Origin of the sequence: Bradyrhizobium sp. cf659 (assembly GCF_900113725.1) — a bacterium.
Classification (GTDB): Bacteria; Pseudomonadota; Alphaproteobacteria; order Rhizobiales; family Xanthobacteraceae; genus Bradyrhizobium.
The window spans coordinates 996,992-1,010,964 of record NZ_FOQJ01000001.1 but is presented as its reverse complement, the minus strand read 5'-3'; the positions used below and the strand labels follow the sequence as shown (position 1 = coordinate 1,010,964).

Sequence of the window (13,973 nt, the reverse complement as noted above, 5' to 3'; positions counted from 1 at the left end):
GGCTCAAGCGGGCCCGCCACTTTGGAAGGCTGCTCGCCGTCCGGGGAGGGCTTCGGTTGATCTTGCTCAATTCCGTCCCAGCCCGGGAAGCTAGGCTGGCTTTGCATCCTTGGGAGAGGCGGCCGTGAGACCAACAACATTCGCGTCGATCCTGGCAACCGGCTTCGTCGCGCTGGTTGGGTTCTTGCAGCCGGCACTCTCCCATAGCGGAACGGCGCAAGACCCCTGGAGTTCTGCGCACATCGAAATGCTGCCGCCTGAAATCCGAGCGGACGTGCGGAAATGGGATGCCGCGTGCGGCGCTCCAATCGCCGCTGCCCAACGCTTTGCTCTCTATCTGACCGTGCCGGGCGCTCAATTCCTGGCTCTCCATTTTGACGATTTTCGTTGCCGCAACAGGGCAGTTTATTGCGGGTCCGCAGGATGCCTGCACGAGGTGTATGTCTCGAAAAGCGGACGTTACAGACGTGTGCTTTCCGTGCGCGCTTATGACGTTCGGCTGTCTTCGTCCCACGATCAGGCCGTCGTTGAAGTTGTGGATGGGAGGGGCACGGGCCGCACGCTGTGGTGGAACGGAAGCCGATTTGTCGGCAGATGAGCGTTTGAGAGCCTTTCGTGCCGGGACATCCCGTGGCTCGCTCACGATGGACGCTTCCTCCCCGTGATCATCGCCTTCACCAGGCTCTCGCGGTGCTCGAAGCTCGCCACGAGGACGCCAAGCACATGGACGACGACGAGGCCGATCGTGAGGTTGGCGAACGCCTCATGGACCTCTTCCACCCATTTTGCTCCCCAGAAGCTGCCGGTCGTCATCATGTAACCGGTGGTACAGGTGCCGATCAGCATGACGATCAGCGCCACGACCATCGCGCCGCCGGCAGGATTGTGGCCGAGATAGCGTGGCGCCCTCAGCAGCGCCACGTCGCGCATGTAGGCGAGCACCGCGCGCGGCGAGCGCACGAAGTCGCTGAAGCGCGCATGGCGCGACCCCACGAAGCCCCACACGATCCGTAGCGCGAGCAACCCCGCAATCGTGTAGCCGGCGGCGATATGGACATTCTCGATCTCGTCACCGGTCGCGTAAGCGAGCAGAAACAGCCCGGCCAGCGACCAATGGAACACGCGCACAAAGGGGTCCCAGACCTTGACGGTGGCCGGCGGCTTCTCGCCGCCGGCCACGATCGCGTCGTGAATGGCGCTCATGGTGCGGCCTCTTACAGCTGACCGACGATCTGGCCGCTGGTCGGATCGACGAACAATTCGACCCGGCCGCCGGACTTGTCGATGGTGTAGAGTTCGCCACAGGCATTCTTGAGCTTGGCTTTCTGAACTTTGTAGCCTTGGGCTTCGACCTTGGCCTGCAGTTGTTCGAGCGGCAGCCAGCTTGTCTGCGGCGCTGCAGTGCAGGGACGCCCGAGGCTGCCGGCATGAGCGGTCGCGGCAGTTGCGAGCAAAGCGGCGGTAGCGGTGAAGATGGTGATCTTGCGCATGGTTCTCTCCGGCTTGTGGCGCCAGGCCGCGTCATGCGGCGAGGCGATGTACGGACACTGGCAGAAGGGCCCTAACGGCCACCTGTTGATCCACGTCAGCGTTCTGTCAGGTCGATTAGGGCATTCTTTGTGAATGCAACCCGCCAGCTTCTTGGGATTCCTCGCGGTGCCATTGCTGGCAGGCGTCCTGCTCGCGCCGGTGCCTGCCGCAGCTGGCGGCCACGATAAAGGCGCGCCCGACGCGGTTCGCCGCGCAGTCGAGGCGGGCGAGATCAAGCCACTCGCCGACATTCTCGCATCTATTCGTGGCAAGCTGCCGGGTGAGGTTGCCGGCGTGGAGATAGAGCGCGAGCGTGGCCGCTGGATCTACGAGTTTCGCGTCGTCGACGACAAGGGCCGCCTCTACGAGGTGTACGTCGATGCGCGCAGCGGCGAGATCGAACGCATCAAGGAGAAGTGATGCGCCTGCTGCTCGTGGAGGACGACCGACGGATCGCGGCCGATGTGGAGAGGGCGTTACAAGCGGCCGGCTATGTGGTCGAGACCGTCCGCAACGGCGAGGAAGCCTGGTTCCGCGGTGATACCGAGGGCTACGGTGCCGTCATCCTCGATCTCGGCTTGCCCGACATGGACGGCCTGGCGGTGCTCAAGCGCTGGCGCGCGAACGGACGGTCCATGCCGGTGCTGATCCTGACGGCGCGCGGCAGCTGGGCCGAGCGCGTCGATGGTATCGACGCGGGCGCCGACGATTACCTGCCCAAGCCGTTCCGCATGGAGGAGCTGCTGGCGCGGTTGCGCTCGATCGTGCGCCGCTCGGCGGGCCATGCCTCCTCACGGATCGTCGCTGGCGACGTCGAACTCGACGAGCGTCAGATGAAGGTGACGCTGCGCGGCGCACCCGTCGCGTTGTCGCCGTTGGAATATCGCCTGATCGCCTTTCTCTTGCACCACCGCGGCCGTGTGGTGTCGCAGCACGAGCTCGACGAAAACGTCTATGGCCACGGCGAGGACCACGAGTCGAACGCGCTCGAGGTGCTGGTCGGCCGGGTGCGCAAGAAGCTCGGCGCGGATCTGATCGAGACCAGGCGCGGCTTCGGCTATCTGATATCGGAGACGACGCCGTGAGCTGGGGCTCGTTGCGGCTGCGACTGGTGGCCGGCGGAGTGGTGGCAATCCTGGTTGCGCTGACCATATCCGGCGCCGGGCTGACGCTGCTGTTCGAGCGCCACGTCACGCGCACAATCGGCAACGACCTCGACATCTATTTGAAGCAACTCGTCGCGGGTATCGACGTCGATGCCCAGGGCAAGTTGGTGGTGGGCCGACCGCCGGCGGATCCGCGTTTTGCCGATCCCCTTTCGGGCTTGTACTGGCAGGTATCGGACGACGGCGGTCAGGTGCTGCGTTCGCGTTCGCTGTGGGACACGGCGTTGGACCTGCCGCAGGATGAGCCGTCGCCTCGCGAATTGCACCGTCACGTCATCCCTGGGCCGGCGAACGCGCGGCTCCTGGCCAGTGAACGCCGCGTGCTGCTCACCGTGGGCGACCGCCGCGTTCCGGTGCACGTCGCGGTGGCGGCCGATCTTGCCCGCGTGTCGGTCGCCGCCTCGCAATTCGCCAGGGATCTGGCGCTGGCGCTCGGCCTGCTTGGCCTGGTGCTGGCGGCGGCCACCTCGGTCCAGGTCGGAATGGGCCTACGTCCGCTCGATGCACTTCGCCGCGGCGTCGCCGACGTCCGCTCAGGCCAACGCAAGCATCTCCCCGTCGACGTCCCTGCCGAGGTGAAGCCGCTGGTGGAAGAGGTGAACAATCTGATCGACGCCCAGGAAGGCGAGATCGAGCGTTCGCGCAGCCGCGCCGCTGACTTGGCCCATGGGCTGAAGACGCCGCTCGCCGCGCTCGCGGCCGACGTCGCGCTTTTGCGTCAACGAGGTGAGCAGGACGTTGCCAAGGCCATCGAAGCTGTCGCCGATGCGATGAGCCGTCATGTCGACCGCGAGCTGGCGCGCGCCCGGGCGCGGGGCACGGCACGACAGCGCGGCGGTATCTCCACGCCCCTCAGACCGCTTGTCGAGTCCCTGATACTGACGCTCGCGCGCACGCCCACTGCGCAGCGGCTTGAATTCAAGGCCTGCATAACGGGCGAACCGAGCGTGCCGCTCGATCGCACGGATCTGGCCGAAGTGCTGGGCAATCTCCTGGAAAATGCCGCCCGTCACGCCAAGAGCCAGGTGCGCATTGGCGCGAATGCCATTGCGGACCCGGCGATCACGGTCGAGGACGACGGTCCGGGCATCGCGGCCGCCGAGCGCGCACGCGTGCTCAAACGCGGTGCGAGGCTGGATGAGCGCGGCGAAGGTGCCGGCCTCGGCCTCGCGATCGTTCAGGACGTGCTCAGTGCCTATGGATGGCAGCTTGTCCTCACCGATTCCGAACTCGGCGGACTGAAAGCCGTCATCGCGCCAGAGGGCAGCCGCGATCGAACGGCTGCTGCTGGTTGAAGACCCCGGCCGCTCGCTCGACGCACTGTCCTTGTTTGTCAGCGCCGCACGATCGAGCCGGCCCGGTTGACCAGGCGGGCGAGCTGGCGGAAGCGGCTGCCGACGCGGTCGGCGACGATGTCGCCGAGACGGTGCTCGAACACCAGCATCAATTTGCGGCCCTGGCTGCGGAAATGGGTGGCGGGCAGCACGCCTGGCCGTGCCGCCGAGATCAGATGCGCAACGCGGAATGCCGCGCCGAGCAGGCGGGCGCGGTCGAGCTGGGCCGGCGTCAGCAACTCCTGCATGGTGGCCGGCGGCTGGTTTTCCTCACTGAGGCCCGCATAGCGATAGAACACGGACAGGCCGACGAAGGCGCGCTCGGTGTGGGTGATCGCGCCGAAATTGCCGTTGACGACGAGGCTCAGCGTTTGCTCGCCGCGGTGATCGGGATGCACGCGCCAGCCGATGTCGGAGAGCAGGCAGGCGGTGTGGCGCAAGCGGCGGTCTTCTTCCGTCTCGCGCAGCTTCACCACGCGCGCCAGGCGATCGGTCCAGGCGATCAGCTCGCGGGCGTGCTTGGCCGAGCGCGACAGCAGCTGGTTGAGCTCTTCGGCTGCGCAGATCAGCCCGTCCTTGTTGCGCTCGGTCTCCGGCAGCTTCTCGTGCAGCAGGCCCTCCCGCACGCCGAAGGTCGAGAACACGATGGTCTTGGGCTTCGCCACGCGGATGATGTGCTCGAGCACCAGCGCCGCATAGGTGAGGAGCGGGCGCCGCGCATCGGCGACGATCTCGATGTCGGCGAGCATGTCGGCGGCCGCGAGACGGCGGAGGCGACGCGAAAAGTCGAGCGCCTCGGCCGCGGAGATGGAATAGCCGTGCATCACCTGGAGCGGATAGCCGCTCTGGATGATGTGGATGCGCGCGAGCGCGCGCCAGGTGCCGCCGACGGCGTAGAATGTGCGGCCGCTACCCGCCTTGAGCTGCGGCACCTCGTCGAGCTCCTCGCGCACGATACGGTCGGCGCGCTTGAGCGATTTGTGCGCGAGGTCCTGAAGCGCGAGCCCGCCGAGCGGCAGGGTCACGCCGCTGCGCACGCTGTTCCTGCGCACGTCGATCAACTCGAGCGAGCCGCCGCCGAGGTCGCCGACGATGCCGTCGGGGTGGTGGATGCCGGAGATCACGCCGAGCGCCGACAGCCGCGCTTCGCGCGGGCCCGACAGGATCTCGATCTTGACGGCGCAGATGCGCTCGGCCTTGGCGATGAAGTCGGGGCCGTTGGAGGCGTCGCGGCAGGCGGCGGTCGCGATCGCGAACACGCGTCCGACCTGCATTACGCGGCACAGCGCGCGGAACCGCTTCAGCGAGGTCAGCGCCTTGTCGACGGCGTCGGGCGCTAGCAGGCCCGTGCTCTGCACCTCGCGCCCGAGGCCGCACAGCGTCTTCTCGTTGAAGATCGGAATGAGGCTCCGCGTCAGTCCCTCGTAGACGACGAGACGGACCGAGTTGGAACCGATGTCGATGACCGCGACGCTCGAGCCGCGCTTGCGCGGCCGGGTCACGTCGTCGCCCGATCAGGATTGATGGCGTTCGTTCCGGCGCGTGAGACGGCGCGGCGAGGATTCCTTGAGCGACTTTCCACGGCCAGACAGACTCGGATTTGTCATGAAGTAGTTGTGGACGTTGAAAGGCTCCTCGCCCTTCGCGGCCTTCATACGCGTTGAGGACCCATCCGGCAACAATTGCCAGCTTTGCTCATTGTCCTTGAGATTCGCGACCATGATCTGTTCGAGAACCTGCTGATGCACCGTGGGATTTTGCAGCGGACACAGCACCTCGACGCGGCGATCGAGGTTGCGCGGCATCATGTCGGCCGAGGAGATATACACAGCCGCTTTCGCGCTCGGCAGCCCCTGGCCCATGCCGAAGCAGTAGATTCGGCCGTGTTCCAGGAAGCGCCCGATGATCGACTTGACGCGGATGTTCTCCGACAGGCCGGGAATGCCGGGCCTGAGGCAACAGATGCCGCGCACCACGAGCTCGACCTGGACGCCGGCCTGCGAGGCCTCGTAGAGCGCGTCGATGATGTCGGGGTCGACCAGCGCGTTCATCTTCATCCAGACCGCGCCGGGGCGGCCATGCCGCGCATGCGCGGTCTCGCCCTGGATGTGCTCGATGATGCGCTTGCGCAAGGTCAGCGGCGACACCGCCATCTTTTCCAGGTCGCTCGGCGCGGCATAGCCGGTGATGAAGTTGAAGACGCGCGCGGCGTCGCGGCCGATGGTCGGCTCCGAGGTGAAGTAGGAGAGGTCGGTGTAGATGCGCGCGGTCACCGGGTGATAATTGCCGGTGCCGGTGTGGACGTAGGTCGTGAGGCTGCCGCCCTCGCGGCGCACCACCATCGAGAGTTTTGCGTGCGTCTTCAGTTCGAGGAAGCCGTAGACGACCTGCACGCCGGCGCGTTCGAGGTCACGCGCCCAGCGGATGTTGGCCTCCTCGTCGAAGCGCGCCTTCAGCTCGATCAGCGCGGTGACGGACTTGCCGGCCTCGGCGGCTTCGGCGAGCGCGCGTACGATCGGCGAGTTGTTGGAGGTGCGGTAGAGCGTCTGCTTGATCGCGACCACATCCGGGTCGCGCGTCGCCTGCTGGAGGAACTGCACCACCACGTCGAAGGATTCGTAGGGGTGATGGACGACGAGGTCCTTCTGCCGGATCGCGGCAAAGATGTCGCCGCCATGCTCGCGCACGCGCTCGGGATGGCGTGGCACGTAGGGGGTGAATTCGAGGTCGGGCCGGTCGAGGCGGGTGAGCTGCGAGAGCTCGTTCATCGCCAGCACGCCGTCGACCAGGAATACTTCGTCATCGGCGGCGGAGAGGGCATGTTGCACGAAGCTGCGCAGCTGCTCCGGCATCTTGGCGTCGATCTCGAGCCGGATCACCGATCCGCGGCGGCGGCGCTTCAGCGCGGTCTCGAACAGGCGAACGAGGTCCTCGGCCTCTTCCTCGATTTCGAGCTCGGAGTCGCGGATGATGCGGAAGGCGCCCTGGCCGTGCAGATTGTAGCCGGGGAACAGGCGGTTGATGAACAGGGCGGTCGCCTGTTCCAGCGAGATCAGCCGCACCGTGCCCTCCGCCGGCAGGCGAATGAAGCGGTCGATCTTGCCGGGCATGCGGATCAGCGCGTTCATCTGCTTGCCGTCGGCGGCGCGCGTGAGCTGGAGCGCGATGGTGAAGCCGAGGCTCGGGATGAACGGGAAGGGGTGGGCCGGGTCGATCGCGAGCGGCGTCAGCAGCGGGAACACGTTGTTGAGAAAGTAGTCCTCGATCCAGGTCCGCTCCGCCTTGGTGACCTCCTTGCCGTCCACCAGCACGATGCCGACATCGGCCAGCGCGGCGCGCAGGTCGCGCCAGATCGCCTGCTGGTCCGAGGCAAGAGGGGAGACGGTGCGGTTGATTAGCGCGAGCTGCTCGGACGGCGTCAGGCCGTCGGGGCTGCGCTCGGCAATGCCCTCGCGCACCTGGGCCTTGATGCCGGCGACGCGGACCATGAAGAATTCGTCGAGGTTATTGGCGGAAATCGACAGGAATCGCACCCGCTCCAGCACGGGATGGCTGGGATTGACCGATTCCTCCAGGACGCGGCGGTTGAAATGCAGCCAGGAGAGCTCGCGGTTGATGAATCGCTCGGGGCTTGAGGCGATCGCCGGCAGGCTTTCGGCTTCCGCGTCTTTTTCTTTTATTTCAATAGCTTGAGCGGAGTCCATGAGAAGTCGGTCCATCCAGTTTGCCCCAATTTGCGACTTACGCGCAAAACCGGCGGGAGCATGTGTTAGGGCGATGACGTTTCGATGACATTGATGTTCCGCCGTTCCGCGCCGTCAAGCGGCGTTGGGAGGGGTGGGGTCAAGCGTCCCGGAGCAGCTCGGCGGCCAGCGCCCGGGTCACGGGGCGGCCGAGCCGCAGGGCCTCGCTGTCGAGCAGTCCTACGGCCTGCCGGGCGGCGGCCGAGGATCGCTCCAGGCGCGTGGCGAGGTAGCTCACCACGCTCTCGTCCACGGTGAGCTGGCGGTCGGCGCAGAATTTGACGATCAGGCCACGGAAGAGCTGGTCGTCGGGGGGCAGCAGCGTGACCACCGGTACGGCGCGCAGCCGCGAGCGCAGGTCGCGGAGCTCGATGTCCAGCGAAGCCGGCACCTCGCGCCCGGTGAACAGAACATAGGCGCCGTCCTCACGGGCGAGGTTCATCAGGTGGAAGAGGGCGCGCTCGTCAAAGTCCTTGGCCTTGAGATCCTCGACCACCAGCGCGCCGGTGGCGAGCGCACCGGGAACGCCTGCGGCGGTCAACGCATTGGCCGTGGTCGAGCGGGCGCCGGCCTCCTCGGCCCAGATCGCGGCGAGATGGCTCTTGCCGCTGCCTTCGGGGCCGGCCAGCCACATGATCCGGTTCGGCCATTCCGGCCAGCCGTCGATCAAGGCAAGGCCAGCGGCGTTGGCCGGGCCTTCGAGGAAATTGTCCCGGCTGAGGCTCTCCGCGTGCGGAAGCGAGAACGCCAATTGTCGGGGGTGAACGCGGCCTGCCACGCTTGCTTTGCTCCATGCCGGACGGGCCGGCCTCGGTTGAAAGATTCGACCTATCGGGCGTGAGTTGGCCCTTTGCGGGGCCGGTTCGCGCTCATTTGGCCTCGATCGTGCTCATGTGCCGCACCCACTCGACGAGATAGAGCGACACGGAGGAGAGCGTGAAGATCGTGACGAGACCCATCAGGATAATATCATAGGGCGCCGGCTTGAAACCGAAGGCAAGCGCGGCCAGCACCAGCGCTGCGAATGCCACCTGGGCGACCGTGTTGAGCTTCGACACTTTCGACGGCTTCATCTCGACGGGCCGGTCGAACAGCCAGGACACGATCACGGCGGCGACGATCATGATGTCGCGGGATACCACCAGGATCACGATCCAGCGCGGAATCGCGCCCCAGATGCCGAGCGACATATAGATCGAGACCAGCAGCGCCTTGTCCGCGAGCGGATCGAGCAAGGCGCCGAGCTCGCTTGTCATGTTGAAGCGCTTGGCGAGGAAGCCGTCCACGGCATCGCTGATCCCGGCAATCAGGAAGACGGCGAACGCCACCTCCATTTGGCTCGACACGATGGCCCAGACGATGATCGGGACCAGCATGATGCGGCCCAGGGTAATGATGTTCGGAATACTCACGCGGCGCTTCCCGGCACCCGGCCTGACCTCGAATCCCGGCCTCTTTGAAGCCTGAACCCGTTGATATCTACATAGTATGGCGCCGAGCGCCATGCGAGCCATTGCGCGTCCCCGGAATTCGACGTAACCAGCCGCAAACCCACTGGAAATCGGGCATGACCGACCGCAAAAACGGCCTCACTTACGCCGATTCAGGCGTCGATATCGACGCGGGCAACCGCCTGGTCGATCTGATCAAGCCGATGGTGCGCGCCACCGCGCGGCCCGGCGCCGACGCCGAGATCGGCGGCTTTGGCGGCCTGTTCGACCTCAAGGCGGCCGGTTTCCGGGATCCCGTCCTGGTCGCCGCCACCGACGGCGTCGGAACCAAGGTCAAGATCGCGATCGAGACCGGCCTGCATGGCGGGATCGGCATCGACCTCGTCGCCATGAGCGTCAACGACCTCGTGGTGCAGGGCGCCGAGCCGTTGTTCTTTCTCGACTATTTCGCCTGCGGCAAGCTCGACCCCGAGGCCACGGCTGCGATCGTCGCGGGTGTCGCCGAAGGCTGCCGGGAATCCGGCTGCGCCCTGATCGGCGGCGAAACCGCCGAGATGCCCGGCCTCTACAAGGACGGCGACTATGACCTTGGCGGCTTTGCCGTCGGCGCCGCCGAGCGCGGTACGCTGTTGCCGCGCAAGGACATCGCCGCCGGCGACGCCGTGATCGGTCTCGCCTCGTCGGGCGTGCACTCCAACGGCTTCTCGCTGGTGCGCAAGATCGTCGAGCAGTCCGGCCTCGGCTTCGAGGCGCCGGCGCCGTTCGCGCCCGTCATGACGCTCGGCGGCGCGTTGCTGACGCCGACGCGGCTCTACGTCAAATCCTGCCTGCGCGCGATCCGCGAGACCGGCGCGGTGAAGGGGCTCGCCCACATCACCGGCGGCGGCTTCACCGACAACATTCCCCGCGTGCTGCCGAAGACTCTTGGCGTCGGCATCGATCTGGCGCGCCTGCCGGTGCTGCCGGTGTTCAAATGGCTGGCCGCGCAGGCCGGCATCGCCGAGCTCGAAATGCTGCGCACCTTCAACTGCGGCATCGGCATGATCGCCATCGTCGAGCCGGACAAGGTCGACAAGGTGATCGAGGTCTTCACCGACGCGGGCGAGACCGTGGCGCAGCTCGGCACCGTGATCCCGGCCGAGGGCGAGCACCGCGTGGTCTATAACGGCCACCTCGACCTGGCGCTGTGATGAAGCGTCGCGTCGCCATTCTGATCTCCGGCCGCGGCTCCAACATGTCGGCCCTGATCAGGGCTGCCGCCGCGCCGGATTTTCCGGCGGAGATTTCGCTCGTGATCTCGAACAAGGCCGACGCGCTCGGGCTCGAACGGGCCAGGGCGGGCGGCGTAAAGACCCTGGTGATCGAGAGCAAGCCGTTCGGCAAGGACCGCGCCGGCTTCGAGGCGGTGCTGCAGGCCGCGCTCGATCAGCACGGCATCGAGCTGATCTGCCTCGGCGGCTTCATGCGCCTGTTTACGGCCGAATTCACCAAGTCCTGGTACGGGCGGATGCTCAACATCCATCCCTCGCTGCTGCCGTCGTTTCCCGGCCTCGACCCGCACGGCCAAGCCCTGCGCGCCGGCGTGAAACTGTCTGGCGCGACGGTGCACTTTGTCATCCCCGAGACCGATGCCGGCCCGATCGTGATGCAGGGCGCAGTTCCGGTCAGCGACCACGACACGGCGGGCACGCTGTCGGAGCGCATCCTCGAGGTCGAGCACCGCATCTATCCGGAAGCGCTGCGGCTGCTGGCGACCGGCAAGGTCCAGATCGAGGGCGATGTCTGCAAGACGGCCGGCAGCGGGCCGTCGGAGAATTTCCTCATTGCACCAGTGGTGAGCTGAGGCGCCGTCGCGTCTCGTCGTCACAAGCAAAATCCCCCGGCAGAGCCGGGGGCAACGTCGTGATGTCTCGCGTCTGAGACGAGAGATCAGGAGACCTTGAGGTTCTCCGCGGATGACTTTCCGCGGTTCTCCACGAGGTCGTATTCAACCACCTGGTTCTCGTTGAGGGTGGAGAGTCCCGCACGCTCGACGGCGGAGATGTGGACGAACACGTCCTTGTCGCTGCCGTTCGGCTTGATGAACCCATAGCCCTTGGTCGGGTTGAACCATTTGACGGTGCCCTTTTGCGGCATCGCTAGTCTCCTCCGCTAGATAAAAAAAAGACGCGGCCGCTTTTCGCGTGCCACGCCACAAACGGGCTTCCGGAAGTCTGTTCGAGTCTTGAATCTCAATGTCGCGAAACGCACAGTCGAGCGGCCAATTCCGATTGTGTCCGATATTGCAACACGAAAATCGCGCGTTAGCAAGCCGCGCGCAAATTTCAAGATCCAACCGGAAGTGCCCGCCTGCAATTTCCGACCTGTGGCCGCGGAACCACAATCGGGAGCAATCACCCTTGTCTGGAGGCCCGAGCCGGTTGACCCTCTGTAACAGTTCGGCGCAAATCGTGGCATACGTGCGCCGCTCGTGTTGCATTTTTGCGCGCCGCCATTTGCTTTGGGATTTGTCGTCATGTGCTGCCCATCGCAGCCCTCAGGGACACGGCAGACGACCGGGGTGGACCGCGTCCGCCGGGCAGCGATTGCGATGGCTGTTGCGTTGGTCGCGATGATGTCGGCGGCCACGCCAGGCTTTGCACAGAGCCCGACGCCCACGCCGACACCCACGCCAATACCATCACCGACTCCCATTCCGGTGCCGAGTGCGACCACGCTCGATCTCGGATCGAACTTCCTGGAACGGCTCGGCAACCGGGCCTCGGGCGGCATCGACCGATCGCTGCGTACGAATCCCGGCGGTGGCGGCGCGTCCGAGAGCACGGAGGATCCGCGCTACCGCACCTGGTTCGAGGGTTATGGCATCTCGGTCCGCACCGATGCGCAGGGCGATTTCGTCGGCGACAAGCGCAAGACCGTTGGCGGCGTCGCCGGTTTCGGTGCGCGGCTTGCGCCGGGCGTCAACATCGGCTTCTCCGTCGACCAGAGCCACACCGATATCGACGTGCCGCTCGCGCTCCAGTCGGCAACGCTCGACCTGACCCAGCTCGGCTTCAACGGCTCCATCGACAAGGGCCCGTGGACCTGGGCGTTCGCGGTGGTGCACGGTTTCGGCAAGGTCCGTTCCAGCAGGGATACCGGCTTTGGCCTTGCCACCGCCGGCTATCGTGCCGCGGTCGACGGCGCGCTGACGGAGATCAGCTACTACTGGACCAAGGATCAGATGCGCGTCGTGCCCAAGGGCGCGCTCGAATATGTCCGCGCCACCAGTGCGGCATTCCAGGAGGCCGGCGGCCTCGATCCGCTCAACGTCGGCTCGACGGCGCTCTCGCGCGCGCGTGTCATGATCGGGGCCGAGGTCGGGCGCTACTTCATCTTCGGCCAGAAGATTCTGGATCTCTCGGCCTACGGCAAGTTCGTCGACAATTTTTATCAGAACCTCGGCTCGGTCCAGGTCAGCCTGGGGACCCAGAGCATCGTCGTGCCCGGCATCGGCGAGAGCCGCTACGGCATGGATGCCGGCGCCTCCGCCTCGCTCAGCCTGACCAACACCGCGCGGCTCTACATCAATTACGACGGCAAGTTCCGCAACGAGCTCACCTCGCACCAGGGCACGGTCGGCTTCGAATATCGGTGGTGAGCGACGCGCTCACGTCGGCGTCGCTGCGATGTAACCGGCGAGCCCAAAGCCTTCGCGCGCGGCCGTCATCATCGGCACCAGTGCGTTCGGATGGATGAACTCGTCGCGGAAGCAGGGATAAGTCCTGGGATCGAAGATCTTCTTCAACCAGTCGATCACGATCTTGTGGCGCTCGGAGTCGCGAAACTCCTTGTGATAGGTGAGCCACAGGTCGGCGTGGTGGCTCACGCCGAGATCGACGGCAATGAACGGTGCGCCGAGCGCGATCGACACCGTCGGCAGGAAGCCGATGCCGGCGCCGCGCTCAACCGCGTAGAGTACGCCGACCGAGGAGTTGGTCTTGATTCCGACGATGCCCTCGAGCGATTTGAGCCCGAGCACGCGGGCGTAGGCCCCGTCGTCGACCTGCGGAGCACTCTGCTTGATGATGCGGTGGTTCTTCAATTCGGCGAGCGTCGTCGGCAGGCCGTAGAGGCTTTCGTACTCCTTGGAGACGAAGGGGTAGATGTGGAGACGGCCGAGCTTTGCGACGATCAGATCGGGGTTGGTCGGCGGCTCGAGCTGGATCGCGATATCGGACTCGAGCCGCGCGACGTCGGCCTGCTCCATCGCGCAGCGCAGATCGACGGTGATCTTGCGATAGGTTTTCTGGAAATCGATCAGCCGCGGCAGGATCCAGAAATTGCCGGGGCCTTCCGTCACTGCGACACGCACGGTGCCCGACGTATCGTTCGACGAGCGCGATGCGCGCCGGAAGACGTTGAAGGCGTGACGCTCCATATGCGCGACGTCGGCAATCATCGCGGTGCCTTCGTCGCTGAGCGTGAGCCCGCTCTGGTCGCGCAGGAACAGCTTGCAGCCGATGCTCTCTTCGAGCCGGTCGATCCGGCGCATCAGCGTCGTTGAGGTGAGGCCGAGTTCTTCGGCGGCGTTGCGAAAACTTTTATATTTTGCGCACGCTAGAAATAGTTTCAAATCGTCCCAGGACGCGTCCAGGGCTTCTTCACGGTGCTGCATCATCGCAGCACCCCGGTGCAATAACTGCTGCATACTCCTGATCCCCAGCCGCTAAGCTCGACATAGCGGGGCACGAAAGCCGCAAACGATAG

15 protein-coding genes are annotated in these 13,973 nt (G+C 65.6%); 7 read left to right on the top strand and 8 right to left on the bottom strand.

Annotation, left to right across the window (positions count from 1 at the left end):
• The first annotated feature begins 124 nt into the window (after positions 1–124).
• Complete coding sequence (locus BM118_RS41200; protein WP_177233890.1) at positions 125–598, top strand: hypothetical protein; 474 nt, start codon at positions 125–127, stop codon at positions 596–598.
• 41 nt (positions 599–639) lie between these two features.
• Here the strand turns inward: BM118_RS41200 and BM118_RS05040 are convergent, their stop codons facing one another.
• Positions 640–1,203 carry a cytochrome b/b6 domain-containing protein gene (locus BM118_RS05040; RefSeq protein WP_092182781.1) on the bottom strand — a complete coding sequence of 188 codons (564 nt, stop codon included), beginning with the start codon at positions 1,201–1,203 and terminating at the stop codon, positions 640–642.
• A gap of 11 nt (positions 1,204–1,214) precedes the next feature.
• Positions 1,215–1,490, bottom strand: coding sequence for a PepSY domain-containing protein (locus tag BM118_RS05035; protein ID WP_092182779.1), 276 nt, complete (start codon positions 1,488–1,490; stop codon positions 1,215–1,217).
• A gap of 133 nt (positions 1,491–1,623) precedes the next feature.
• Between BM118_RS05035 and BM118_RS05030 the strand changes: the two genes are divergently transcribed.
• From BM118_RS05030 to BM118_RS05020, 3 genes are read left to right on the top strand one after another with little or no spacing between them, the layout of a single operon-like run.
• Positions 1,624–1,950, top strand: a complete 327-nt coding sequence (locus BM118_RS05030; RefSeq protein ID WP_092182777.1) for a PepSY domain-containing protein — start codon at positions 1,624–1,626, stop codon at positions 1,948–1,950.
• On the top strand, positions 1,950–2,615 hold the full coding sequence (locus tag BM118_RS05025; protein ID WP_092182775.1) for a response regulator transcription factor: 666 nt from the start codon (positions 1,950–1,952) through the stop codon (positions 2,613–2,615). Before BM118_RS05030 ends, BM118_RS05025 begins: the two co-directional genes overlap by 1 nt.
• The gene (locus tag BM118_RS05020; protein WP_092182773.1) at positions 2,612–3,991 is read left to right on the top strand and encodes a sensor histidine kinase; all 1,380 of its coding nucleotides are present in this window, start codon (positions 2,612–2,614) and stop codon (positions 3,989–3,991) included. Before BM118_RS05025 ends, BM118_RS05020 begins: the two co-directional genes overlap by 4 nt.
• Before the next feature lie 38 nt (positions 3,992–4,029).
• On the opposite strand, the gene ppx is transcribed toward BM118_RS05020, so the two are convergent.
• From ppx to BM118_RS05000, 4 genes are all read right to left on the bottom strand, one after another.
• On the bottom strand, positions 4,030–5,532 hold the full coding sequence (gene ppx / locus BM118_RS05015) for an exopolyphosphatase (RefSeq protein ID WP_092182771.1): 1,503 nt from the start codon (positions 5,530–5,532) through the stop codon (positions 4,030–4,032).
• 12 nt (positions 5,533–5,544) lie between these two features.
• Positions 5,545–7,734, bottom strand: a complete 2,190-nt coding sequence (locus BM118_RS05010) for an RNA degradosome polyphosphate kinase (protein WP_177234135.1) — start codon at positions 7,732–7,734, stop codon at positions 5,545–5,547.
• A gap of 139 nt (positions 7,735–7,873) precedes the next feature.
• Positions 7,874–8,551: a P-loop NTPase family protein gene (locus BM118_RS05005; protein ID WP_092182769.1), complete on the bottom strand. Its 678-nt coding sequence runs from the start codon at positions 8,549–8,551 to the stop codon at positions 7,874–7,876.
• 91 nt (positions 8,552–8,642) lie between these two features.
• Positions 8,643–9,185, bottom strand: a complete 543-nt coding sequence (locus tag BM118_RS05000) for a CDP-alcohol phosphatidyltransferase family protein (RefSeq protein ID WP_027542953.1) — start codon at positions 9,183–9,185, stop codon at positions 8,643–8,645.
• A gap of 155 nt (positions 9,186–9,340) precedes the next feature.
• Here BM118_RS05000 and purM point away from each other — a divergent pair, with 155 nt between their 5' ends.
• Positions 9,341–10,414 (top strand): phosphoribosylformylglycinamidine cyclo-ligase, encoded by a 1,074-nt coding sequence (gene purM, locus BM118_RS04995; RefSeq protein ID WP_092182767.1) that lies wholly within the window; start codon positions 9,341–9,343, stop codon positions 10,412–10,414.
• Positions 10,414–11,067, top strand: a complete 654-nt coding sequence (gene purN, locus BM118_RS04990) for a phosphoribosylglycinamide formyltransferase (protein WP_177234024.1) — start codon at positions 10,414–10,416, stop codon at positions 11,065–11,067. Before purM ends, purN begins: the two co-directional genes overlap by 1 nt.
• Positions 11,068–11,153: 86 nt before the next feature.
• Here purN and BM118_RS04985 read toward each other — a convergent pair whose 3' ends face one another.
• Positions 11,154–11,360: a cold-shock protein gene (locus BM118_RS04985; protein WP_008129967.1), complete on the bottom strand. Its 207-nt coding sequence runs from the start codon at positions 11,358–11,360 to the stop codon at positions 11,154–11,156.
• Positions 11,361–11,739: 379 nt separating this feature from the next.
• On the opposite strand from BM118_RS04985, the gene BM118_RS04975 reads away from it, so the two are divergent.
• Positions 11,740–12,864 carry an autotransporter outer membrane beta-barrel domain-containing protein gene (locus tag BM118_RS04975; protein WP_177234023.1) on the top strand — a complete coding sequence of 375 codons (1,125 nt, stop codon included), beginning with the start codon at positions 11,740–11,742 and terminating at the stop codon, positions 12,862–12,864.
• A gap of 9 nt (positions 12,865–12,873) precedes the next feature.
• Here the strand turns inward: BM118_RS04975 and BM118_RS04970 are convergent, their stop codons facing one another.
• The gene (locus BM118_RS04970) at positions 12,874–13,914 is read right to left on the bottom strand and encodes a LysR family transcriptional regulator (protein WP_092182761.1); all 1,041 of its coding nucleotides are present in this window, start codon (positions 13,912–13,914) and stop codon (positions 12,874–12,876) included.
• Positions 13,915–13,973: the final 59 nt, after the last annotated feature.